The organism is Ancylobacter sp. (assembly GCF_965249975.1).
In the GTDB taxonomy this organism is placed as follows: domain Bacteria; phylum Pseudomonadota; class Alphaproteobacteria; order Rhizobiales; family Xanthobacteraceae; genus Ancylobacter.
Genome location: NZ_CBDFNE010000003.1, coordinates 283,473 through 306,294 on the forward strand (window position 1 = coordinate 283,473; position 22,822 = coordinate 306,294).

The following is a 22,822-nucleotide window of genomic DNA, read 5'->3' on the forward strand; positions in this document are numbered from 1 at the left end:
GGGAGACCGCGCCCTTCCCCAAGGGCACCCGCGCAGGAACCCTTGATGATCGACCCTTTCGCCCTGATCTCCGGCTTCGCCCTGTTGGGCGCCTCCGCCCTCATCGCCTTCCGCGTGCGCCAGCTGGTGCCGGCGGCGCTGGCCATCGTCCTCCTCGCCGTGCTCGCGGCCCTGGCGGCGGTGCGGTTCGGCCTGTTCGACTCGTTCACCCCGCTCCTGGTGATCTACGCCAACAGCGCACTGATGGGCGGGATCGGCGGCGCCCTCTATGCCCGCAAGCGCGCGGAAGAAGGCGGGCGCTGAGCGGCCCGCGATCAGGAAAACTGGCTCGCCCCCTGCCGCAGTGTCACCAGTCCGAAGCGGCGCATGCGCCGGTGCACCGTGGTGCGGTCGAGGCCGAGATCGCGCGCCGCCGCCGAGACGTTCCAGCCATGGGCGGCCAGCGTGGCGATCAGTTCCTCGCGCCCGCCGGTGCCATTCACCGCGCAGGGGCGATCCGACGGCCAGGTCCGCGCCTGGCCCGGCGGCGTGGCCCAGACCCGCGTGAGCGCCGCCTCGCCACCCATCCGGGCCGGCGCCCGCGGTTGGAGCCGGTCCGGCAGATCCTCGACGCCGATCATCCCGCTCTCCGCCACCGCGCAGGCATAATCCAGAGCATTGGCGAGTTCGCGGATATTGCCCGGCCAGTCATGCGCCTTCAGCGCCGCCATCGCCTCCTCGGCGAGGCTGACGCGCGCCCCGCCGGCATGGCTCCTTCCGGCGATAAGCCGCCCCACCAGCCAGTCGAGGTCGCGCCGTTCGCGCAGGGGCGGCAGCACCAGCACCGCGCCCGACAGCCGGAAATAAAGGTCCTCGCGGAAGCGCCCGGCCTTCACCTCGGCCACGAGGTCGCGATGGCTGGCGGCGATCACGCGGATATTCACCGGCACCGGCTTTGAGCGGCCGAGCGGCGTCACCTCGCGCTCCGCCAGCACGCGCAGCAGGCGGGTTTGCAGCGGCAGCGGCATGTCGCCGATCTCGTCGAGGAACAGCGTGCCGCCATCCGCTTCCAGCACCAGCCCCTTCTTGCCGCGCGCCGCCGCGCCGGTGAAGGCGCCGGCCTCGTAGCCGAACAGTTCACCCTCCACCAGCGATTCCGGCAGCGCGGCGCAATTGACAGGCACGAAGGGACGGGCGGCGCGGGCGCTGGCGGCGTGGATCGCCTTGGCGAGATATTCCTTGCCGGTACCGGTCTCGCCGCTGATGAGCAGGCTCATCTGGGTGTTGACCAGCTTGGCCGCGCGCGTCGCCACCTGCCGCATGGCGGCATCGTCGCGGAACAGCCCGGCGAGCGGCGCCGGCAAAGCGGGCGCCGGCGGCTCCACCACCGGCCGCCCCGGCCGGCTCGGCGGGGCCAGGGTCGCGGCAAAGAGCGGCGTGCCGGAACGGGCGAGCCGCACCAGCCGCTGCCCCGCCGGCAGGGCGTGGGAGAAGCGCGGCAGATCGTTCACGTCGAGCTCGAAGAAGTCACCCAGCCGCCGCCCCACCAGCCCAGGCGGGGCGCCCGCCCCCTCCGCCCCGGCCTCGCGCAGCAGCAGCTGGCGGGCCGCGTTGTTGAAGCCGAGCACCCTCCCGGAACCGTCCACCGCCAGCACATAGCTCGGCTCGACATCGACGAATTCCGGCGAGGCGGCGAGCTTGATGATCCACTCCCTGCGGAAGCGGTTCACCAGATTGGCCGTCTCGATCTTGTTGGCGAACCCGCGCACGAATTGCAGCGCGAGGAACTGGCTCTCCTTCGGCTCCGGCGAGCGCAGGGCGGAAATGTCGAGCACCGCCGCCAGCGCGCCGGAGGGGTCGTAGACCGGTGCCGCCGTGCAGGTGAGCGGAATATGGGTGGCGTCGAAATGGTCGGTCTGGTGCACCACCAGCGCCTCGCCGGTGTGGATGCAGGTGCCGACCGCGCAGGTGCCGGCATGCTGCTCGTTCCAGTCGGCGCCGAGATAGAGCCCCGCCCGCATCAGATTATTGTCGAAGGTGGGATCGCCGATGAAATCGACCGTGATGCCCTTGGCGTCGGTGAGCAGCAGCACATAGCCGAGCCCGGCCACCTGCCGGTACAGCGTTTCCACGCCGAAGCGGGCGGTGTGGGTGAACTCCTCCATCGCGTCCTGGTGCTCGCGCAGCCGCGACGGCGTGAGGATGCAGGGTTCGCGCAGCACCTCGGGGTCGAGGCGGTGCTCGCTGACGCAGCGCCGCCAGGAATCCTGGATCACCGCGTCGCGTCGGGTCGTCGCCCCGCTGGCGGCACGCACGAGCTCGTCGATATGAGCGGCCTGTTCCCGTCTCATCGGCGTCCTCCCGGAATGTTGGCGCCGGACAGTGCCGGCATCGGGATGTGACCTCCCGTTTGCCGGCAGTGTCGTCCCCTTGGCGGGCCGGTGCAAGCGCCCGCCCGCCCCTGCCCGTCACGAAGTGCGGCGTGCGCCACAGCTGTGGCGTCCGGCGCCACAGGTGCGGCGGCGGCGCCTCACCGCGTGTCCGCGCCCACCCATCCCCGCATAAACGATTTCAATGGCTTGGAGCCATCCCGCCACTTGGCCCGGCGCTTGCGGAGAGAGGCGGTACAAACGAGGCCGCCCGGCAAAGGAGCGGCCCGCAGGGACGAACGCCACGGGAAGGACGCCGGATGACGTCATCGACGCCGCCGAAGGTCGGCATCATCGCCAATCCGATCTCGGCGCGGGACATTCGCCGCGTCGTCGCCAGCGCCAACAGCGTACAGGTGGCGGACCGCGCCAACATCGTGCTGCGCGCGCTGGCCGCGCTCGCCGCCTGCGGTATCGAAGAGGTGGTGATGATGCCCGAGCGCGGCGGCATCGCCACCCATGTGCTGCGCGGCATGGAGCGCTCGAATGCGCAGGGCGAGGCCCGCTTTCCCCGGCTGACCCATCTGGCCATGCCGGTCACCGGCACGGTGGACGACACACGCCGCGCCGCGCGGATGATGCGCGAGGCCGGCGACATTGCCGCCATCATCGTGCTGGGCGGCGACGGCACCCATCGGGCCGTGGTGGCGGAGTGCGGGCAGGTGCCGATCGCCGGCATCTCGACCGGCACCAACAACGCCTTTCCTGAACATCGCGAGCCCACCATTACCGGCCTCGCCACCGGCCTCGCCGCCATGGGCCAGGTGCCGGCCGCCCTCGCCTTCGCCGCCAACAAGCTGATCGAGGTGCGCATCGATGGCGGCGCCCCGGACATCGCCCTGGTCGATGTCGCCCTCGTCACCGACCGCTTCGTCGGTGCCCGCGCTCTGTGGCGGGCGGAGACGTTTCGCGAGCTCTATGTCGCCTTCGCCGATCCGGAAGTCATCGGCATGGCCGCCATTGCCGGGCTGATCGAGCCGGTGAGCCGGCGCGAGCCGGGCGGGCTCGCCCTCAGCCTCGCCCCGGCGGCGACCGCCCCGATGGTGGTGCACGCGCCCATCGCGCCCGGCCTCGTCACGCCCGTCGGCGTGGAGAGCTGGCGCCGCATGCCCTCAGGGACCGTGGTCTCACCCGATATCGCCGCCGGCTCGGTGGCGCTCGACGGCGAGCGCGAGCTGTTCTTCGACGGGCATCAGGAGGTGACGATCCGCCTGCGCGACGCCGCCTTCCGCACCGTGGATGTGGCCGCCGTCATGGGCTTCGCCGCCCGCGAGAAGCTGCTGCTGCGCCACGCCGCCCCCACCACGCACCCTGCCCCGCACCACGCCCCTCTGCTGGCGGGCGCCTGACGCCCGCACGCCCCGACAATAACCGCCGGCAACGCCCGGCATCCCAAGGAGGAACGACAACGCCATGACCAACAATCCCTTTCCCCTCTCCCGGGACGAATTGCTGACCGCCTACCGCACCATGCGCACCATCCGCGATTTCGAGGAGCGGCTGCATGTGGAATTCGCCAAGGGCGACATTCCCGGCTTTGTCCACCTGTATGCCGGCGAGGAAGCCTGCGCGACCGGCATCATGATGCACCTCACCGATATCGACCGCATCGCCTCCACCCATCGCGGCCATGGCCACTGCATCGCCAAGGGCGTCGATGTCCACGAGATGATGGGCGAGATCTACGGCAAGGTGACGGGCTGCTGCCGGGGCAAGGGCGGCTCCATGCACATCGCCGACCTGTCCAAGGGCATGATGGGGGCGAACGGCATTCTTGGCGCCGGCGCGCCGCTGATCTGCGGCGCTGGCCTCGCCGCCAAGTTCCGCGGCGATGGCGGGGTGGGCCTCACCTTCTTCGGCGACGGCGCGGCCAATCAGGGCACCGTGCTGGAGAGCATGAATCTCGCCGCCATCTGGAACCTGCCGGTCGTCTTCGTGGTCGAGAACAATGGCTACGCGGAATCGACCTCAGTCGAATACGCCACCGCCGTCGATTCCTATGTCGACCGCGCCGCCGGCTTCGGCCTGCCCGGCGTGACGGTGGACGGCACCGATTTCTTCGCGGTCTACGAGGCGGCGGGCGAGATCATCAAGCGCGCCCGCGAGGGTGGCGGCCCGGCGCTGCTCGAATGCAAGACCGTGCGCTTCTTCGGCCATTTCGAGGGCGACGCCCAGACCTACAAGGCCAAGGGCGAGAACGACCACAACCGCGCTCACCGCGACTGCCTGAAGCTGTTCGGCGCCCGCGTCACCGCCGCCGGTGTGGTGAGCGAGGCCGACCTCGCCTTGATCGACCGCGAGGTGGCGGCGCTGATCGACGATGCGGTGGAGACCGCCAAGGGCGCGCCGCTGCCCGGCGCCCGCGACCTCACCACCGATGTCTATGTCGCCTACTGAGCACAACAACCAAGAACCGGAGGAAAACCCATGGCCCGCATGATCAGCTACAAGCAGGCGATCAACGAGGCGCTCGACCTCGAAATGCGCCGCGACCCCACCGTCATCCTGCTCGGCGAGGACATTGTCGGCGGCGCCGGCGCGCCCGGCGAGATGGACGCCTGGGGCGGCGTGCTCGGCGTCACCAAGGGGCTGCATGCCAAGCACGGCAACCGGCTGATGGACACCCCGCTGTCGGAGAGCGCCTATATCGGCGCCGCCATTGGCGCGGCGGCCTGCGGCATGCGCCCGGTGGCGGAACTCATGTTCCTCGACTTCATGGGCGTGTGCTTCGACCAGATCTTCAACCAGGCCGCCAAGTTCAAATACATGTTCGGCGGCAAGGCGAAGACGCCCGTGGTCATCCGCGCCATGGTCGGCGCCGGCTTCCGCGCCGCCGCCCAGCACTCGCAGATGCTCACCCCGCTCTTTACCCATATTCCGGGCCTGAAGGTGGTGTGCCCCTCCAACGCCTATGACGCCAAAGGCCTGCTGATCCAGGCGATCCGCGACGACGACCCGGTGATCTTCTGCGAGCACAAGGCGCTGTACGGCTCGGAGGCCGACGTGCCGGAGGAGAGCTACGCCATCCCCTTCGGTGAAGCCAACATCGTGCGCGATGGCAAGGACGTGACCCTGGTCGGCTACGGCCTCACCGTACCGCGCGCGCTGGCCGCTGCCGACACACTCGCCCGCTCCGGCGTCTCGGCGGAGGTGATCGACCTGCGCACCCTCTCGCCCATCGACTGGGACACGGTGATCGAGAGCGTGGAGAACACCGGCCGGCTGGTTGTCATCGACGAAGCCAATCCGCGCTGCTCCATCGCCACCGATGTCGCCGCCTATGTCGCGCAGAACGCCTTCGGTGCGCTGAAAGCGGCGCCGCAGATGGTCACCGCGCCGCACACGCCGGTGCCGTTCTCGCCCGTGCTGGAAGACCTCTACATCCCCTCGGCCGACGCCATCGTCGCGGCGGTCCACAAGACCACCGGCCCCGTGAAGTCGGCGGCGTAAGGAGCCTTCTCGATGAATGAACGCATCAAGCCGATCGTCATGCCCAAATGGGGCCTGTCGATGTCGGAAGGCAAGGTGACCGGCTGGCTCAAGCCCGCCGGTTCGCCGGTCGCGCCGGGCGACGAGATTGTCGAGGTGGAAACCGACAAGATCGCCGGCGTGGTCGAGGCGCATGAAACCGGCACGTTGCGCCGGGTGATCGGCGAGCCGGACACGGTCTACCCCGTCAAGGCGCTGATCGGCGTCATCGCCGATGACGAGGTGCCGGATGCCGAGATCGACGCCTATGTCGCGGAATATGCGACGCAGGCGGCGGCCGCGGCGGCGGAGGAAGAAGCGCCGCGATACCACTTCATCGACACGCCGGCCGGACGCCTGCGCTACGCCCAACGCGGCGAGGGAGCGGAGAACGTCATCCTCATCCACGGCTTCGGCGGCGATCTCGACAATTGGCTGTTCAACATCGACGCGCTGGCGGAATCCGCCACTGTCTACGCGCTGGACCTGCCCGGCCATGGCCAGTCCGACAAGAAGCTCGCCGATCCCTCGCTCAAGGGGCTGTCCGCCGCGCTTCTCGGCTTCATGGACGCGCTCGACATTCCGCGCGCCCATCTCGTCGGCCATTCCATGGGCGGCGCCATCGCCGGCCGCACCGCGCTCGACGCGCCCGACCGCGTCGCCTCGGTGACGCTGATAGGCTCGGCCGGGCTCGGGGACGCGATCAATGCCGGCTACACCGACGGCTTCGTGCAGGCAACCTCGCGGCGCGACCTCAAGCCAGTGCTGGAACAGCTGTTCCACGATCCCGACACCGTCACCCGCCAGCTGGTGGATGACCTGTTGAAATACAAGCGGCTGGACGGGGTGGCGGAAGCGCTCACCGCCCTTTCCGCCGCGCTGTTCGCCGGCGGCCGGCAGGCCGATCAGCTGGCCGATGCCCTCGCCGCCGCCGAGGTGCCGGCGCTGGTGATCTTCGGCGCCAGCGACAAGGTGATCCCGCCCGCCCATGCGCAAGCGCTCGGCACCGGCGCGACGGTGGAGGTGATCGAAGACGCCGGCCACATGGTGCAGATGGAGAAGGCCGCACGGGTCAATGAACTGATCCTCGCCCACATCGCCTGACCCATCCCCCCCAGACACCACAACGCCGCCGCGCGGTCGCGGACGGCGAAGGAGGAATCATGCCCAAACTCAGGGATAAGAGCATCGTCATCACCGGCGCCACCGGCGGCATCGGCGCCGCCATCGCCCGGGCGCTCGCCGCCGACGGCGCCGCCATCACCGTCGCCGATCTCGCGCAGGACGCCGCCGACCGGCTGGCGAGCGAGATCACGGCCGCTGGCGGCAAGGCCATCGGCGTGGCGGTGGATGTGCGCGAGCGCGCGCAGGTTCGCGCCATGCTGGACAAGGCGGCGGACGCCTTCGGCCGCGTCGACGTGCTGTTCAACAATGCCGGCGTCGCCCAGACCCGACCCTTCCTCGACATCACCGAGGAGGACTGGCGCTTCGTGACCGATGTGAACGCGCTCGGCGTGCTCCTCGGCATGCAGGAGGCGGTGAAGACGTTCCGGAGCCAAGGGGGCGGCGGCAAGATCATCAACACCGCCTCCATCGCCGCCAAGCAGGGCTATGAGCCGCTCGCCCATTACTGCGCCTCGAAATTCGCCGTGGTGGCGATGACGCAGGCGGCGGCGCGCGCCTTTGGCAAGGAGGGCATCACCGCGAACTGCTTCTGCCCCGGCGTCGTCGCGACCCCGATGTGGGACGTGATCGACAAGGGCTTTCGCGACAACAAGCTCACCACCAAGGAGAACGAGGCCTTCGACACCTTCGCCGCCACCGCCGTGCTCGGGCGCGCCTCGCAGCCGAACGATCTCGTCGGTGTCGCCCGCTACCTCGCCTCGTCCGACTCCGACTTCATGACCGGCCAGTCCCTGATGGTGGACGGCGGCATGGTCTTCATCTGAGGAACGGCCATGGCCGGCAGTGAAAACATCCACGACCAGCTCAAGGACATGAACCGGCGCTTCGGCGCGCTGGCCAAGGCAGCGCCCGGCCCGATGGGCGCCTTCCGCACGCTGATGGGCGAGGCCTCCCGCCCCGGCGCGCTGAGCGCGGCGACCAAGGAGCTGATCGCCGTCGCCCTCGCCGTGCATCAGGGTTGCGCCGACTGCATCCTGTTCCACGTCGCCAATGCCGCCAGCCACGGCGCCCGCCGCGAGGAACTCATCGAGGTGCTCGCCGTCGCGCTGGAAATGGGCGGCGGTCCTTCCGCCGTCTATGCCAGCCGGGCGCTGGAAGCCTTCGACGCCCTCGCCGCCAAAAGCTGACGCCCATTCCCCTGTTACAAGGACATTCCCATGAAAGCCGCCCGCTTCCACGGCAAACGCGATGTGCGCATCGAGGACGTGCCGGAGCCGGACCGCGCCCGGCTCGGCCCGCGCGACGTGCTGGTCAAGAACCGCTTCTGCGGCATCTGCGGCACGGACCTGCACGAATATGCCGCCGGCCCGATCTTCATCCCCACCGCGCCGCATCCCTACACCGGCGCCCAGCTGCCGCAGACGCTGGGCCATGAATATGGCGGCACCGTCGTCGCCATCGGCGCCGAGGTGACGCATGTGAAGCCCGGCGACCGCGTCTCCATCCAGCCACTGATCTCGCCGCGCGACGATCATTACGGCAAGCGCGGCCTCTACCAGCTCTCCGACAAGCTCGGCATTGTCGGCCTCATGTGGCCCTGGGGCGGCATGGCGGAATATTCCGTTGTCAATGATTACAACGTCTTCGCCATGCCGGATCATGTAACGGACGAACAGGCGGCGCTGATCGAGCCCACCGCCGTCGTCGTCTATGCGGCCGAACGCGGCGGGGTACGGCCCGGCACGTCCGTCCTCGTCACCGGGGCCGGGCCCATCGGCCAGCTGCAGATTCTCGCGGCGCGGGCGGCGGGCGCGACGACGATCTTCCTGTCCGACACCAATGACAACCGGCTCAAAATGGCCCGCGCCGTGCTGCCCGACGTGATCACCCTCAACCCTAGGACCGACAAGGTGGTCGAGGCGATCCGTGACCAGACCGAGGGCCATGTCGGGGTGGATGTGGCGCTGGAATGCGTCGGCGCGGAAGCCGCCACCGCCACCTGCATCGAGGCGGTGCGCCGGCAGGGCGTGGTGGTGCAGGTGGGCCTGCATGTCGGCAAGCCGGCGGTGGACGGGTTCACCATCACCTTCAAGGACATCGATCTGCGCGGCTCCTGGTGCTACTCGACGTTGATGTGGCCGCGCGTCGCCGCGCTCATCGGCTCCGGCCTGCTGCCGGCGGAGAAGGTCGTCACAAGGCGCATCAAGCTGGACGATGTGGTGGCCGAAGGCTTCGAGCAGCTGCTGAGCCCCGCCGGCACCGAGCTGAAGATCCTCATCGACCTCGCCTGACAACCGCGCGCGCCCCGGCGAAGGTCGGGGCGCGGGCGGACTTTACGCCGGCTTTATGCGTGGCGGCCTGTTCCACCTATCGGCTTTATGCGGGTGAGGCGTAGCTCCGGGTCAGTCTGAACCGGAGCTCATCATGATCGCCGACATGTCCTTCCTGGCCGGTGGCCTCGCGCTGTTCGCGCTCGCCTCCCTCGCCGTCCTCGCCGCCGACCGGGTGTGAGGAGGCGCGCCATGACGCTTGAACTCACCCTCGGCCTCGCGACGGCCGTCATCCTCTTCGCTTATCTGCTCGTGGCGCTGCTGCGCCCCGAGCTGTTCTAGGGGAGGACGGCATGGACGCCGATCTCCTGCAATTCGTCCTGTTCGCCGGCCTGCTGATCGCCCTCGCCGTCCCGCTCGGCGCCTATATGGCGGCGACCTTCGCCGGCGATGTTCGCTTCCTCGCCCCGGTGGAACGGGCGCTGCTCACGGCCGCCGGCCCGGCGGCGGAGAAGCCGCAGCGCTGGACCGGCTACGCGCTGGCGCTGCTCGCCTTCAACGCCGCCGGCTTCGCGCTGCTCTACCTCATCCTGCTGTTCCAGGACCGCCTGCCGCTGAACCCGCAGGGCTTTGCCGGCCTGTCGCCGCATCTCGCCTTCAACACGGCGCTGTCCTTCGTCACCAACACCAACTGGCAGTCCTATGGCGGCGAGACCACGCTCTCCAATTTCAGCCAGATGGTGGGGCTGACCACGCAGAATTTCGTTTCCGCCGCCTCCGGCATGGCGGTCGCCGCCGCCGTGGCGCGCGGCTTCGCCACACGGCAGGGCAAGACGCTCGGCAATTTCTGGGTCGATCTCACCCGCGCCACGCTCTACATCCTGCTGCCGGCCTCGCTCGTGCTGGCGCTGGTCTTCGCCTATTGCGGCCTGCCGCAGACCCTGGCGGGTGCCTTTGACGCCACCACGCTGGAAGGCGCGCACCAGACGCTCTCGCTCGGCCCGGTGGCGAGCCAGATCGCCATCAAGCAGCTCGGCACCAATGGCGGCGGCTTCTTCAATGTGAATTCCGCCCACCCGTTCGAGAATCCGACGGCGATCACCAACCTGCTGTCGACACTGGCCATCCTGGCTCTGCCGGCGGCGTTCTGCTTCACCTATGGCCGCATGGTCGGCGACCGCCGGCAGGGCCGCGCGCTGTTCGCCGCCATGGCGCTGCTGTTCCTCGCTGGCTTCGCCGCGCTCTATGCCAGCGAGCAGGCCGGCAACCCGCTGCAGGCGGGGCTGGTGGACGCCACCGCCGGCAACATGGAAGGCAAGGAGGTCCGCTTCGGCATTCTCGGCTCCACCTTGTGGGCCGCCGCGACCACCGCCGCCTCCAACGGCTCGGTCAACGCCATGCATGACAGCTTCACGCCGCTCGGCGGGCTGGTCGCCATGCTCAACATCCAGCTCGGCGAAGTCGTGTTCGGCGGCGTCGGCGTCGGGCTCACCGGCATGCTGCTCTTCGTGATCCTCGCCGTCTTCCTCGCCGGGCTGATGGTCGGCCGTACGCCGGAATATCTCGGCAAGAAGATCGAGGCGCGGGAGGTCAAGCTGGCGGCGCTCACCCTGCTGGTGATGCCGCTCGGCGCACTGATCCTGCCTGCCCTCGCCATCGCCGCCGGCACGGCGCAGAGCTCGGTGCAGGATGCCGGCCCGCATGGCCTCTCGGAATTGCTCTACGCCTACTCCTCCGCCACGGGAAACAACGGCTCGGCCTTTGCCGGCTTCTCCGCCAACACGGTCTGGCACAACACGTTTCTCGGCATCGCGATGATGCTCGGCCGCTTCGGCTACATCATCCCCATCCTCGCCATCGCCGGCAGCCTGGCGGCCAAGAAGACCGCGCCGCCCACCGCCGGCACCTTCCCCACCCATGGCGCGCTGTTCGTCGCGCTGCTGGTCGCCACCATCCTCATCGTCGGCGCGCTGACCTTCCTCCCCGTCCTCGCCCTCGGTCCGCTGGCGGAGCATGTCTCCCTGCTGGCCGGCCGGACCTTCTGAGAATTGCCATGAGCAAGCACTCTTCCCCCGCTTTCGGCCTCTTCGCCCCGGCCATTCTCGGCCCGGCCGTCCTCCATGCCTTCCGCAAGCTCGACCCGCGCAGCCTCGCCCGCAACCCGGTGATCTTCTCCACCGCGCTGGTGAGCCTTGTCGCCACGGTGCTGGCGCTGCGCGAGGCGCTCACCGGCGGTCCCAACGCCGCCATCGGTATCCAGATCGCCATCTGGCTCTGGTTCACCGTGCTGTTCGCCAATTTCGCCGAAGCCGTCGCCGAAGGGCGCGGCAAGGCGCGGGCGGATGCGTTCCGCGCCACCAAATCCTCCGCTCAGGCCAAGGTGCTGGCGGATGCGCGCGACCGCACCGCCTTCCGCGCCCGCGACGTGGAGCGGGTGGAGGTGGGCGAGCTCATCCTCGTCGAGGCCGGCGACACGCTGCCCACCGATGGCGAGGTGGTGGAAGGCGCCGCCTCGGTGGATGAAAGCGCCATCACCGGCGAGAGTGCGCCGGTCATCCGCGAATCCGGCGGCGACCGCTCCTCCGTCACCGGCGGCACGCGGCTGGTGTCGGACTGGCTGGTGGTGCGCGTCACCGCCAAGCCCGGCGAAACCTTTCTCGACCGCATGATCGCGCTGGTGGAAGGCGCCAAGCGGCAGAAGACGCCGAACGAGATCGCCCTCGACATCCTCCTGGCCGGACTCACCCTCGTCTTCCTGCTGGTCGTGGTCACGCTCCCGGTCTTCGCCTCCTGGTCGGGTACCACCCTGCCGGTCATCTATCTCGTGGCGCTGTTCGTCACCCTCATCCCCACCACCATTGGCGGCCTGCTCTCGGCCATCGGCATTGCCGGCATGGAACGGCTGGTGAAGGCGAATGTCGTGGCCAAATCCGGCCGCGCGGTGGAGGCGGCCGGCGATATCGACGTGCTGCTGCTGGACAAGACCGGTACCATCACCTTCGGCAACCGCATGGCGGATGCGTTCGAGCCGGCGCCGGGCGTCACCGAACAGGAACTGGCGGAAGCCGCCCTGCTCGCCTCGCTCGCCGACGACACCCCGGAGGGCAAGTCCATCGTCGACCTCGCGCGGCGCCGCTTCGGCCTCGCCGCGACGCTGGATGCGCGCGCCACCTATGTGCCGTTCAGCGCCCATACCCGCATGTCAGGGGTGGACCTGCCCGGCGGCGGCGCGCTGCGCAAGGGTGCGTCCGACGCCATGGCCGTGCTTTCCGGCGCGCCGCTCAGCCCGGCGGTGGACCAGATCGTCAAGCGCATCGGCGCCTCCGGCGGCACGCCGCTGGTGGTGGCTCAGGACCGGCGCGTGCTCGGCGTCATCCATCTCAAGGACGTGGTGAAGCCCGCCATTCGCGAACGCTTCGCCGAGCTGCGCCGCATGGGCATCCGTACCGTGATGATCACCGGCGACAACCCGCTCACCGCCGCCGCCATTGCCGCCGAGGCGGGGGTGGACGATTTCCTCGCCGAAGCGACGCCGGAGAAGAAGCTGGAACTGATCCGCCGCGAGCAGGCGGAAGGCCGGTTGGTCGCCATGTGCGGCGACGGCTCGAATGACGCGCCGGCGCTGGCGCAGGCCGATGTCGGCGTCGCCATGAACACCGGCACCCCGGCGGCGAAGGAGGCGGGCAACCTCATCGACCTCGACAGCGACCCCACCAAGCTCATCGAGATCGTGCTGGTGGGCAAGCAGTTGCTCATCTCGCGCGGGGCGCTCACCACCTTCTCGGTCGCCAATGACGTGGCGAAATATTTCGCCATCCTGCCGGCCCTGTTCGTGGCCGCCTATCCCGGCCTCGGCGTGCTCGACGTGATGGGGCTCGGCACCCCGCAATCGGCGATCCTGTCCGCCGTCATCTTCAACGCGCTGGTCATCGTCGCGCTGATCCCGATCGCGCTGAAGGGCGTCGCCTACACGCCCGCCTCGGCTTCCGCCCTGCTCGGCCGCAACCTGCTCATCTATGGGCTCGGCGGGCTCATCGTTCCCTTCCTCGGCATCAAGGCCATCGACCTTGTCGTCGACCTGCTGCATCTGGCCTGAGAGGAGGCCGTTCCATGACCCAAGCTCTTCGCCCGGCGCTGGTGCTGCTGGCCCTGTTCACCGCGCTCACCGGCCTCGCCTACCCGCTCGCCGTCACCGGCATCGCCCAGCTCGCCTTCCCCGCTGCGGCCAATGGCTCGCCGGTGATTGTCGGCGACCGCGTGGTCGGCTCGGCGCTCATCGGCCAGTCCTTCACCGGGGAGCGCTATTTCCACGGCCGCCCCTCCGCCACGACAGGCGCCGATCCGGCGGATCCGGCGAAAAGCGTGGAGGACCCCTATAATGCGGCGAATTCCACCGGCTCAAACCTCGGGCCGAGCTCGGCCGTCCTGGCCGAGGCGGTGAAGGCGCGCGTCGCCGCGCTCGGCGGCGGGCCGGTCCCGGCCGATCTCGTCACCGCCTCGGCCTCGGGCCTCGATCCCGACATCTCCCCGGCCGCGGCGGCGCTGCAGGTCGCCCGCGTCGCCAAGGCGCGCGGCCTGCCGGAAGACGAGGTGCGCGCGCTGGTCAACCGCTCTATCCTCGGCCGCAGCTTCGGCGTTCTCGGCGAACCGCGCGTCAATGTGCTGGCGCTGAACCTCGCCCTCGACGATCTGAAGCGCTAACGGATCTGCGTGCTGCCATGCCCACCCCCGCCGAGGAACGCCCCGCCCCCGAAGCCTTTCTCGACGAAGCCCGGATAGAGGCGCGCGGGCGGGGCGCGCCGGGACGCTTGAAAATCTTCCTCGGCGCCTCCCCCGGCGTCGGCAAGACCTTCGCCATGCTGGAGGAAGCGCGCGCCCGCCAGTTGGCGGGCGTCGATGTGGTTGTCGCGCTGGTGGAGACCCATGGAAGGGCGGAAACCGCCGCCCTGCTGCGCACGCTGGAGCAGCTGCCGCGCCGCGTCGTCGAGTATCGTGGCCAGAGCCTCAGCGAGCTCGACCTCGACGCGCTGCTCGCCCGCCGTCCGGGCCTTGCCCTTATCGACGAGCTCGCCCACAGCAACGCCCCCGGCTCGCGCCATCCTAAGCGCTGGCAGGATGTGCTGGAAGTGCTCGACGCCGGCATCGACGTGACGACGACGCTCAACATCCAGCACATGGAGAGCCTCAACGACATCGTCTCCCGCATCACCGGGGTGCGCGTCGCGGAGACCGTGCCCGACCATGTGCTGCAGCGTGCCGACGGCATCGAACTCATCGACCTGCCGCCGGACGAGCTGATCAAGCGGCTGAAGGACGGCAAGGTCTATGTCCCGCAGCAGGTGGGGCGGGCGCTGGAGAATTTCTTCTCGCGCGGCAACCTCACCGCCCTGCGCGAACTGGCGCTGCGCACCGCCGCGAGCCGGGTGGACGCGGAAATGCTCGCCTATATGCGGGCGAACGCCGTCAAGGGCCCGTGGCCGACGCAGGAGCGGCTGCTGGTCTGCGTCAATGAGGCGCCGGTGGCCAAGGCGCTGGTGCGGGCGGGACGGCGCATGGCCGACCGCGCCCGCCTGCCCTGGATCGTGGCCACCGTGCTGACGCCGCGGCACGAGACGCTGCCGGCGGACGCGCGCGCCGCCACGCTGGACGCGCTGCGCCTCGCCGAGACGCTGGGGGCGGAGACCGTCACCCTCCACGCCGAATCCGACGCGGTGGCCGAGCTTCTGCGCTTCGCCCGCAGCCGCAACGTCTCGCGCGTCGTCATCGGTCGGCCGCGCACCCATGGCGCGGGCTGGCGACGGCTGGCGCGGCTGCTGCGCGAGCCGGTGGCGGAGCGGCTGCTCGACGCGGCGACGGATTTCGAGGTGACGATCGTCAGCGACCCGAAGCCGCCTGCCCGGCGCGGCGGCTTCGTCTGGCCGAAGCTCGACCCCGACTGGCGCGGCTATGTGGCGGCGGTGGCGGCGACCGCCGTGGCGAGCCTCGTCGCCTGGCCGGTTGGCGCCTGGGACGCGATTCCCGGCGGCGCCATTTCCGCGATCTATCTCACCGCCGTGCTGGTGGTGGGCGCCAATTTCGGCCTTGGCCCTTCCATGGTGGCGACGCTGCTCGGCTCGCTCGCCTATAATCTGCTCTACACCGAGCCCTATTACACGCTGGCGGTGAACAACCCCGAGGACATCGTCTCCATCCTCGTCTTCCTGGTCGGCGCCGTTTTCACCGGCTCGCTGGCGGGCCGGCTGAAGGCGCAGGTGGAGGGGCTGCGAGTGGCGCAGCGCCGCACCGAGACGCTGTACGATTTCGCCCGCAAGATCGCCTCCGCCGGCAATGCCGACGATGTGCTGTGGGCCGGCGCCTACCACATCGCCGCGACGCTGGACTGCCGCTCGCTCATCCTCATGCCCGACCCATCCGGCGCGCTGGAACAGGTGCAGGGCCATCCCTCCATCGAGGAGCTGGACCCGCGCGCGGAAGGCGCGGCGCGCTGGGCGTTCGAGCGCAACGAGCCCGCCGGTTCCGGCACCGCCACCCTGCCGATGAGCGAATGGCTGTTCGTGCCGCTGGCGGCGGGCGAGAAGACGCTCGGCGTCATCGGCGTGCGCTTCAAGGATCGCAGCCGCAGCCTCGATCCCGAGACCCGCCGTCTGCTGCTGGCCGTGGAGGATCAGGTCGCGGTGGCGGTGGAGCGGGTGCGCCTCGCCGAGGAACTCGCGGATGCCCGCGTCTCCGGCGAGAGCGAAAGGTTGCGCGGGGCGCTGCTCAACTCGGTGAGCCATGATCTGCGCACCCCGCTCGCCACCGTCATCGGCACGGTCTCGGCGCTGGCCGAGGACCCGGACGGGCTTGCCCGCGCCGACCGGCGGGAACTCGCGGGCACCGCACTCGACGAGGCGCGCCGGCTCGACCGCTATGTGCAGAACCTGCTCGACATGACCCGCCTCGGCCATGGCGCGCTCACGCCCCGCCGCGCGCCGGTGGAACTGGCGGAGATCGTCGGCCGGGTGCGCGCCGACCTCGCGCGCTCGCTGGCCGGCCATCAGCTCGACATCGCCCTGCCGCGCGACCTGCCGATGCTGGATGTCGACCCGGTGCTGATCGGTCAGGCGCTGACCAATGTGATCGAGAACGCCGCCAAATACGCCCCGCCCGGCACCGCCATCACCGTGTCGGCCCACGCCGAAGGGTCGGAGGCACTGGTCGCGATCAGCGATGAGGGCCCCGGCATTCCCGACAGCGAGCAGGAGAAGGTGTTCGACCTGTTCCACCGCGTCACCCAGGGCGACGGGCGCCCCGCCGGCACCGGGCTCGGCCTTGCCATTGTGCGCGGTCTGGTGGAGGCTCACGGCGGCACGGCCCGCGCGCTGCCCGGGCCGAACGGACGCGGCACCACCATCGCGCTGCGCCTGCCTCTCGCCACGGCGCCCACCGACGACGGCACATGACCGAGCCCGACACGCCCCCTGCCCGCATCCTCGTGGTGGAAGACGACGCGCCGATCCGCCGTTTCCTGCGCATCGCGCTCGGCAGCGGCGGCTATGACATCACCGAGGCGGAGCGCGGGCGGCAGGGCATCGAACTCGCCGCCACCTCGGCGCCGGACTGCGTGGTGCTCGATCTCGGCCTGCCGGACATGGACGGCAAGGCGGTGATCGCCGCCATACGCGAATGGTCGCGCGTGCCGATTCTGGTGCTGTCGGTGCGCGATCAGGAGACCGAGAAGATCGCCGCGCTCGACGCCGGAGCGGACGATTATGTCACCAAGCCGTTCTCCGTCGGCGAAGTGCTGGCGCGGCTGCGGGCGCTGCTGCGCGCCCGCCGCGACCGGGGCGCGGAGCCGGCCGAGCAGGTGCTGGGCTCGCTCTCCGTCAATCTCGCCAGCCGCACGGTGCGGGTGGACGGGCGCGAGGTGAAGCTGACCCGCAAGGAATTCGACGTGCTCGCCCTTCTCGCCCGCCATCCCGGCCGCCTCATCGCCCATGGCCAGTTCCTCACCACGGTGTGGGGTCCGGCGCATGCCGACGACACCCATTATCTGCGCATCGCCATCGGCCATATCCGCGACAAACTGGGCGACGACGCCGCCAATCCGCGCTTCATCCTCACCGAACCGGGCGTCGGCTACCGGCTGCGGGAAGGGTGAGAGCGCGGGGCGCGCCGGCCGCCCGCCGTGCGCCCGTCATCGGCAGCCCGCGCGGCTCAGCATGTCGTCGACGAGGATTGGCGTCGCGGCGGTTTTGTCCCGGCTCGCCTGGTCAACGCTGGAAAGCGCGGCGAGCGCCGCCGCACTGGAAATGCCGAGCGGCCGCGCACAGGTGAGCGTGACGCCGCCCCGCCGCCCCGCCTCGGCCACCAGCAGGCCGGTGGCCTCCCCGACACCCGCGAGATAGGCCATCGCCGCGTTGCGCGCGGCATTGTCCTTCGGCGCGCGCTGGAGAAGCTCGACCACCTGGGCGACCGAGATCGTCCCGCTGGGCGTGGAGGGGGTGGCATGAGCGGGAAAAGCGAGGCCGACGGAGAGCGTCAGCAGCGCAACGGATGTGGCATTCATGGGTAGGCTCCATTATCGTATGACAATAACTGAAGCCTAGACGTCTTCGAAAATTATTGTCAAACGATAATTTTGGGACATAATGAACCCGACCCAGGGGGAAAGCATGAGAAGCCAGCCCAGCCCCGCCGAAGCGGGCGACATGAGTTCGGCGGCCATCATCGGCCTGTCGCCGGCCGCGCGTCGCGCCTTCCGCGCCTTGAACATCGGGGCCTTGGCGCTGGCGGCGCTGCTGCCGGCGCTGGCGGTTTTCTACTGGCTGACCGGCTCACCTCAAGCGGCTTTCGGCCCGACCATGCGGCTGGTGGGCATCGCCACCGCGCTGCTGCATCTCCTCCCGCTGAGCTGGGGCCTGATCCGGCTGCGCGCCTGCCTCGCGCAGTTCGCGGCCGGCCACCCCTTTGCGCCCGAGGGCATTGCCGGGTTGCGCGATTTCGCGCTGGGCGCCGGGGCGAGCGCTGTGGCCAAGCCGGTCGCGGGCCTGTTGTTCACTCTGGCGCTGGGGTGGCACGGCGGCCGCAAGCAGATCGTCCTCGACATCAGCTCCGACGTGATGATCCTGGCGCTGTTCGCCGGCGTCATCGCCGCGCTGGCCTGGGCGATGCAGAAAGCCGCCCTGGTCGCCGAAGAAAACAGCCAGTTCGTCTGAGCCGCCATGCCCATTAAAGTGAGCCTCGCGGCGGTGCTGGCCCGGCGCAATGTGAAGTCCAAGGACCTCGCCGCATCCATCGGCATCACCGAAGCCAATCTCAGCCTGCTGAGGCAGGGCAAGGTCAAAGGCATACGCTTCGACACGCTGCAAGCGATCTGCCGCGCTCTGGACTGCCAGCCGGGCGATATCCTCCACTATGAAGCCGATGACGACATCACGGCGGCGCCAAGCAGGCCGGAAACGGACGGCTCATAGCCCTCGGCGTATGGCGGCGGGGGGAAGGACAGGAGCGCCACAGCTGACGAACGGCGCCGAAGCGACGCCAAATGGCGGAGACGGAGGGATTCGAACCCTCGAGGCCCTTTTGGGGGCCTGCTCATTTAGCAAACGAGTGCCTTCAGCCTCTCGGCCACGTCTCCAGCCGGCTGCGTCGGTCGCCTTGCGGCGGCGCGTTGCGAGCCGGCGACCTGTCTAGGTTTCCACCGCCCCTCGGTCAAGGCCGAATACGCATCCGATCCACCGACTTGGCAAGCGGCGATGGCCCGCGCGCACCCGCGGGCGGCGTCGCTCAGCCGGGCGGGCGCTGGCCGAACAGCACGCTCTGCGCCTGCTTGTCGGTGGCGAAGTCGATCTTGGTGCGGTCTTCGGCGTTCAGCGCGAGGCCCCGCTTCACCGCCGGCCGTGCCAACACGCGCTCCAGCCACCCTGCGAAATGCGGGAATTCCTTGATGTCCTGACCCTGCCGCTCCCACAGCTTGGCCCAGCCGATGCAGGCGATGTCGGCGATGGAATAGTCGCCGGCGAGGAAGGGCCGGTCGGCGAGGCGCGCGTTCAGCACCCCGTAGAGCCGATGCACTTCTTTGGTGTAGCGCTCAATGGCGTAGGGAATCTTCTCCGGCGCGTAGATGCGGAAATGGTGCGCTTGACCCGCCATCGGCCCCAGCCCGGCCATCTGCCAGAACAGCCATTGGTCCACTTCCACCCGCCCGCGTTCGTCCGCAGGGTAGAACATCCCGGTCTTGCGGCCGAGATATTGCAGAATGGCGCCCGATTCGAACACCGAGAGCGGCGCCCCGTCCGGCCCTTCGGGATCGAGGATCGCCGGTATCTTGTTGTTGGGCGACAGCGCCAGGAAGGCGGGCTTGAACTGGTCGCCACGGCCGATATTGACCGGGTTGACCTCATAGGGAAGCCCGCACTCCTCCAACATGATGGAGATTTTCCAGCCATTCGGCGTCGGCCAGTAATAGAGCTGGATCGGGCGGGTCTGCAGCTGGGACATGAGGCGCTCCCCCTTCGCCCTCCATGGGGCGCAGGACACCAGAACTAGTGCCGCCCCGAACCGCTGGCAAGCGCGGCAAGGCGGCCCTTTCCACTGCGCACGGCGGGTCTCGGCGGCGGGCGCTCGCCTCATCCGGCGGATGCGGCTAGATTTGCCGCGCCCGGCGCCGAGCGCCTTCCCCCAAGCGAGACCGTGCGCGTGAAACCAGCCGTCCTGTTCCGCCTGCTCGGCACGCTGATTCTGGCCGCGCCGCTGGCAGCCTCGCTCGCCGGCCCCGCGCGTGCGCAGGCCCCGGAATCGCCTTCTCCGGCGAAAGTCTGCGCGGATCGCTGGAACGCGCTGAAGCAAGCCGGCCAGACCGGCGCGCAGAGTTTTCGCGAGTTCTCCACCCAGTGCCTGAAGGACGCCGCGAGCGGTGCGCCGGCCGCGAGTCCGGCGCCGGCCGCGCCCGAGGCCAAGCCAGAGGCCAAGCCGGCGGTCACGGAGACAAAGCCGGCGGATGAGCCCGCGGCCCCGCCGGCGCCCCGGCGCAACACCACGCCCACCGGCGCCTCCGCCGCCGCCGCCCAGCCCTCGATCAAGCAGTGCGCGGATCTGTGGAACGAGATGAAGGCGAAGAACCAGACCGGCAAGCAGACCTATCGCGAATTCGCGCAGGAATGCCTCGCCGGCACCGGCGTGCTGGACGGCAAGCCAGCAGAGCCGCCACCCGCGCCGAAGGAGGCCGCGTCCCCCGCGCCGCAGAATCCGCCGCCGAAAACCTCGGTGCCGTCCGTGCCGCGGCCGGCGGCGACACCGGCGCCCGATCCCGCCCCCGCCCTCACCCGCCCGCCGCAGGAGAGCGACCGCGAGGCGCTGAACCGCTGCAATGCCGAGTGGCAGGCCTATAAGACCCGGCACAACCTCACCGGCGCCAAGGCCTGGCACGTGTTCATGGCCCGCTGCCTGCCGTGAGGCGGAGCGTGGTCAGTGGCCGGAGAGGTCGATCTTGAAGCCGTCGAGCCGCTTCTCGAAGCCGGCGCGCTCATAGAAGCGGTGCGCGTCGAGGCGCTGCTTGTTGGAGGCGAGCTGCAGCGAGCCCGCGCCCCGGCGCCGGGCCTCGGCGATGGCGAAGTCCATCATCGCCCGGCCGACGCCCCGGCCGCGCACCTCCGGGTCCACCTGCACCGCCTCGGCATGGGCGAGCAGCATGCCATGGCGCAGCAGCGCGCGGAAAAACACCAGCTGGAAGGTGCCGACGACCCGCCCATCGAGCCGCGCCACATAAAGCGTGGCGCGCGGGTCGGCGGCGATGGCGTCAAAGGCGCGCTCATAATCCGGCAGGTCCGCCGGGTCGGCGCTATCGCGCACGCCGAACATCGTCTCGCGGGCGAGAATGCCGACGATGGACGGCAGGTCGGCGCGGGTCGCCTCTTCGATGCGGACGGCGCCCGCCTCGGGTGCGTCGGGCGCTGCGCCGCTCATATGCCGAGCTTGCCCTTCAGGAGGTCGTTGACCGCCTGCGGGTTGGCCTTGCCGCCGGTCTGCTTCATCACCTGGCCGACGAACCAGCCGAGCATGGTCGGCTTGGCCTGCACCTGCGCCACCTTGTCCGGGTTGGCGGCGATGATCGCGTCCACCGCCGCCTCGATGGCGCCGGTGTCGGTGACCTGCTTCATGCCGCGTGCCTCGACGATGGCGCGGGGGTCGCCATCCTTCTCCTCACCGATGATGATCGCAAGCACATCCTTGGCGATCTTGCCGGAAATGGTGCCGTCGGCAATGAGGTCGACCAGCCCGGCGATCTGCGCCGGGGTAATGTGGGTCTCGTGCACCGAGAGGCCGGAGGCGTTGGCGAAGGCGGAAACGTCGCCCATCACCCAGTTGGCCACCGCCTTGGCGTCGCGCGTCGTGCCGCCATGGGCCACCGCCGCTTCATAATAGGCCGCCGTCTCCTTCTCGGCGACGAGCACGTCGGCGTCATAGGCGGAGAGGCCATAGACGGCGACGAAGCGGGCCTTCTTCTCGTCAGGGAGTTCGGGCAGATGCGCCTTCAGCTCGGCGACGAAGGCGTCGTCGAATTCCAGCGGCAGCAGGTCCGGGTCGGGGAAGTAGCGGTAGTCATGCGCTTCCTCCTTGGAGCGCATGGAGCGCGTCTCACCCCGGTTCGGGTCGAACAGGCGGGTTTCCTGGTCGATGCGGCCGCCATCCTCCAGAATGCCGATCTGCCGGCGCGCCTCGGTCTCGATCGCCTGGCCGATGAAGCGGATGGAGTTGACGTTCTTGATCTCGCAGCGCGTGCCGAAATCATCGCCCGGCTTGCGCACGGAAACGTTCACGTCGGCGCGCAGCGAGCCCTTTTCCATGTCGCCGTCGCAGGTGCCGAGATAACGCAGAATGGTGCGCAGCTTGGTCACATAGGCCTTCGCCTCTTCCGAGGAGCGCAGGTCCGGCTTGGAGACGATCTCCATCAGCGCGACGCCGGAACGGTTGAGGTCGACCAGGGACAGCGTCGGGTGCTGGTCGTGGATCGACTTGCCCGCGTCCTGTTCCAGATGCAGGCGCTCGATCCCGACCTCGATCGGCCCGTCGGCGGTGTCGACCAGCACCACGCCCTCACCGACGATGGGGCTCTTGTACTGGCTGATCTGGTAGCCCTGCGGCAGGTCCGGGTAGAAGTAGTTCTTGCGGTCGAACACCGAGCGGTTGTTGATCTGCGCCTTCAGGCCGAGCCCGGTGCGCACCGCCTGCTTCACGCATTCGGCGTTGATCACCGGCAGCATGCCCGGCATCGCCGCGTCGACCAGCGACACATGGCTGTTGGGCTCGCCGCCGAACTCGGTGGAAGAGCCGGAGAACAGCTTGGAGTTCGACGTGACCTGCGCATGGATCTCCATGCCGATCACCACCTCCCAGTCGCCGGTGGCACCCTTGATCAGCTTCTTCGGGTCGGCGGGGCGGGAATGCATGTTCATCGGACGGACCTGTTCTGGCGTGCGCGGGCACGAAAGCGCGGGAGTGTGCGTTCCCTACCCCGCCCCTGCCGGTCCTGACAACCGTTTCGCGCACAGCGCCCGGCGAGGCACGGTC

The 22,822-nt window shown here is 69.5% G+C and carries 22 protein-coding genes and 1 tRNA gene; 17 read left to right on the forward strand and 6 right to left on the reverse strand.

The window, feature by feature from the left end:
- Window positions 1-45: 45 nt before the first annotated feature.
- Window positions 46-303, forward strand: a complete 258-nt coding sequence (locus tag ACP2AH_RS01505) for a hypothetical protein (RefSeq protein ID WP_425104210.1) — start codon at window positions 46-48, stop codon at window positions 301-303.
- Window positions 304-314: 11 nt separating this feature from the next.
- Here ACP2AH_RS01505 and ACP2AH_RS01510 read toward each other — a convergent pair whose 3' ends face one another.
- Complete coding sequence (locus ACP2AH_RS01510; protein WP_425104211.1) at window positions 315-2,330, reverse strand: sigma-54-dependent Fis family transcriptional regulator; 2,016 nt, start codon at window positions 2,328-2,330, stop codon at window positions 315-317.
- A gap of 338 nt (window positions 2,331-2,668) precedes the next feature.
- Here ACP2AH_RS01510 and ACP2AH_RS01515 point away from each other — a divergent pair, with 338 nt between their 5' ends.
- From ACP2AH_RS01515 to ACP2AH_RS01575, 13 genes are all read left to right on the forward strand, one after another.
- A complete protein-coding gene (locus ACP2AH_RS01515; RefSeq protein ID WP_425104212.1) occupies window positions 2,669-3,757 on the forward strand; it encodes an ATP-NAD kinase family protein in 1,089 nt (362 codons plus the stop codon).
- A gap of 64 nt (window positions 3,758-3,821) precedes the next feature.
- Complete coding sequence (locus ACP2AH_RS01520; protein ID WP_425104213.1) at window positions 3,822-4,805, forward strand: thiamine pyrophosphate-dependent dehydrogenase E1 component subunit alpha; 984 nt, start codon at window positions 3,822-3,824, stop codon at window positions 4,803-4,805.
- A gap of 30 nt (window positions 4,806-4,835) precedes the next feature.
- On the forward strand, window positions 4,836-5,858 hold the full coding sequence (locus ACP2AH_RS01525; RefSeq protein ID WP_425104214.1) for an alpha-ketoacid dehydrogenase subunit beta: 1,023 nt from the start codon (window positions 4,836-4,838) through the stop codon (window positions 5,856-5,858).
- A gap of 12 nt (window positions 5,859-5,870) precedes the next feature.
- Window positions 5,871-6,980, forward strand: a complete 1,110-nt coding sequence (locus tag ACP2AH_RS01530) for an acetoin dehydrogenase dihydrolipoyllysine-residue acetyltransferase subunit (protein ID WP_425104215.1) — start codon at window positions 5,871-5,873, stop codon at window positions 6,978-6,980.
- A gap of 59 nt (window positions 6,981-7,039) precedes the next feature.
- On the forward strand, window positions 7,040-7,825 hold the full coding sequence (locus ACP2AH_RS01535) for a glucose 1-dehydrogenase (RefSeq protein WP_425104216.1): 786 nt from the start codon (window positions 7,040-7,042) through the stop codon (window positions 7,823-7,825).
- 9 nt (window positions 7,826-7,834) lie between these two features.
- A complete protein-coding gene (locus ACP2AH_RS01540; RefSeq protein WP_425104217.1) occupies window positions 7,835-8,188 on the forward strand; it encodes a carboxymuconolactone decarboxylase family protein in 354 nt (117 codons plus the stop codon).
- Between the two features lie 30 nt (window positions 8,189-8,218).
- Window positions 8,219-9,292, forward strand: a complete 1,074-nt coding sequence (locus ACP2AH_RS01545) for a 2,3-butanediol dehydrogenase (protein WP_425104218.1) — start codon at window positions 8,219-8,221, stop codon at window positions 9,290-9,292.
- Window positions 9,293-9,523: 231 nt separating this feature from the next.
- A complete protein-coding gene (gene kdpF, locus ACP2AH_RS01550; protein ID WP_425104219.1) occupies window positions 9,524-9,613 on the forward strand; it encodes a K(+)-transporting ATPase subunit F in 90 nt (29 codons plus the stop codon).
- Window positions 9,614-9,624: 11 nt separating this feature from the next.
- A complete protein-coding gene (gene kdpA, locus ACP2AH_RS01555) occupies window positions 9,625-11,316 on the forward strand; it encodes a potassium-transporting ATPase subunit KdpA (RefSeq protein WP_425104220.1) in 1,692 nt (563 codons plus the stop codon).
- Between the two features lie 8 nt (window positions 11,317-11,324).
- A complete protein-coding gene (gene kdpB, locus ACP2AH_RS01560; RefSeq protein WP_425104221.1) occupies window positions 11,325-13,367 on the forward strand; it encodes a potassium-transporting ATPase subunit KdpB in 2,043 nt (680 codons plus the stop codon).
- A gap of 14 nt (window positions 13,368-13,381) precedes the next feature.
- Window positions 13,382-13,972: a potassium-transporting ATPase subunit KdpC gene (kdpC, locus tag ACP2AH_RS01565; RefSeq protein WP_425104222.1), complete on the forward strand. Its 591-nt coding sequence runs from the start codon at window positions 13,382-13,384 to the stop codon at window positions 13,970-13,972.
- 17 nt (window positions 13,973-13,989) lie between these two features.
- On the forward strand, window positions 13,990-16,713 hold the full coding sequence (locus tag ACP2AH_RS01570; RefSeq protein ID WP_425104223.1) for an ATP-binding protein: 2,724 nt from the start codon (window positions 13,990-13,992) through the stop codon (window positions 16,711-16,713).
- Window positions 16,710-17,411: a response regulator gene (locus ACP2AH_RS01575; RefSeq protein WP_425104224.1), complete on the forward strand. Its 702-nt coding sequence runs from the start codon at window positions 16,710-16,712 to the stop codon at window positions 17,409-17,411. Before ACP2AH_RS01570 ends, ACP2AH_RS01575 begins: the two co-directional genes overlap by 4 nt.
- A 36-nt stretch (window positions 17,412-17,447) precedes the next feature.
- Here the strand turns inward: ACP2AH_RS01575 and ACP2AH_RS01580 are convergent, their stop codons facing one another.
- On the reverse strand, window positions 17,448-17,819 hold the full coding sequence (locus ACP2AH_RS01580; RefSeq protein WP_425104225.1) for a chlorophyllide reductase: 372 nt from the start codon (window positions 17,817-17,819) through the stop codon (window positions 17,448-17,450).
- 82 nt (window positions 17,820-17,901) lie between these two features.
- Between ACP2AH_RS01580 and ACP2AH_RS01585 the strand changes: the two genes are divergently transcribed.
- Window positions 17,902-18,468: a hypothetical protein gene (locus ACP2AH_RS01585; protein WP_425104226.1), complete on the forward strand. Its 567-nt coding sequence runs from the start codon at window positions 17,902-17,904 to the stop codon at window positions 18,466-18,468.
- A gap of 6 nt (window positions 18,469-18,474) precedes the next feature.
- Window positions 18,475-18,726, forward strand: coding sequence for a helix-turn-helix domain-containing protein (locus ACP2AH_RS01590; protein ID WP_425104227.1), 252 nt, complete (start codon window positions 18,475-18,477; stop codon window positions 18,724-18,726).
- Between the two features lie 72 nt (window positions 18,727-18,798).
- Here the strand turns inward: ACP2AH_RS01590 and ACP2AH_RS01595 are convergent.
- Window positions 18,799-18,890 (reverse strand) — tRNA-Ser (locus ACP2AH_RS01595).
- A 149-nt stretch (window positions 18,891-19,039) separates the two neighbouring features.
- Window positions 19,040-19,753: a glutathione S-transferase N-terminal domain-containing protein gene (locus ACP2AH_RS01600; protein WP_425104228.1), complete on the reverse strand. Its 714-nt coding sequence runs from the start codon at window positions 19,751-19,753 to the stop codon at window positions 19,040-19,042.
- Window positions 19,754-19,951: 198 nt separating this feature from the next.
- Here ACP2AH_RS01600 and ACP2AH_RS01605 point away from each other — a divergent pair, with 198 nt between their 5' ends.
- Window positions 19,952-20,707, forward strand: a complete 756-nt coding sequence (locus ACP2AH_RS01605; protein ID WP_425104229.1) for a hypothetical protein — start codon at window positions 19,952-19,954, stop codon at window positions 20,705-20,707.
- 12 nt (window positions 20,708-20,719) lie between these two features.
- Here ACP2AH_RS01605 and ACP2AH_RS01610 read toward each other — a convergent pair whose 3' ends face one another.
- Window positions 20,720-21,217, reverse strand: coding sequence for an N-acetyltransferase family protein (locus ACP2AH_RS01610; RefSeq protein WP_425104230.1), 498 nt, complete (start codon window positions 21,215-21,217; stop codon window positions 20,720-20,722).
- The gene (gene gatB / locus ACP2AH_RS01615; RefSeq protein ID WP_425104231.1) at window positions 21,214-22,707 is read right to left on the reverse strand and encodes an Asp-tRNA(Asn)/Glu-tRNA(Gln) amidotransferase subunit GatB; all 1,494 of its coding nucleotides are present in this window, start codon (window positions 22,705-22,707) and stop codon (window positions 21,214-21,216) included. The genes ACP2AH_RS01610 and gatB overlap by 4 nt, the downstream gene beginning before the upstream one ends.
- Window positions 22,708-22,822: the final 115 nt, after the last annotated feature.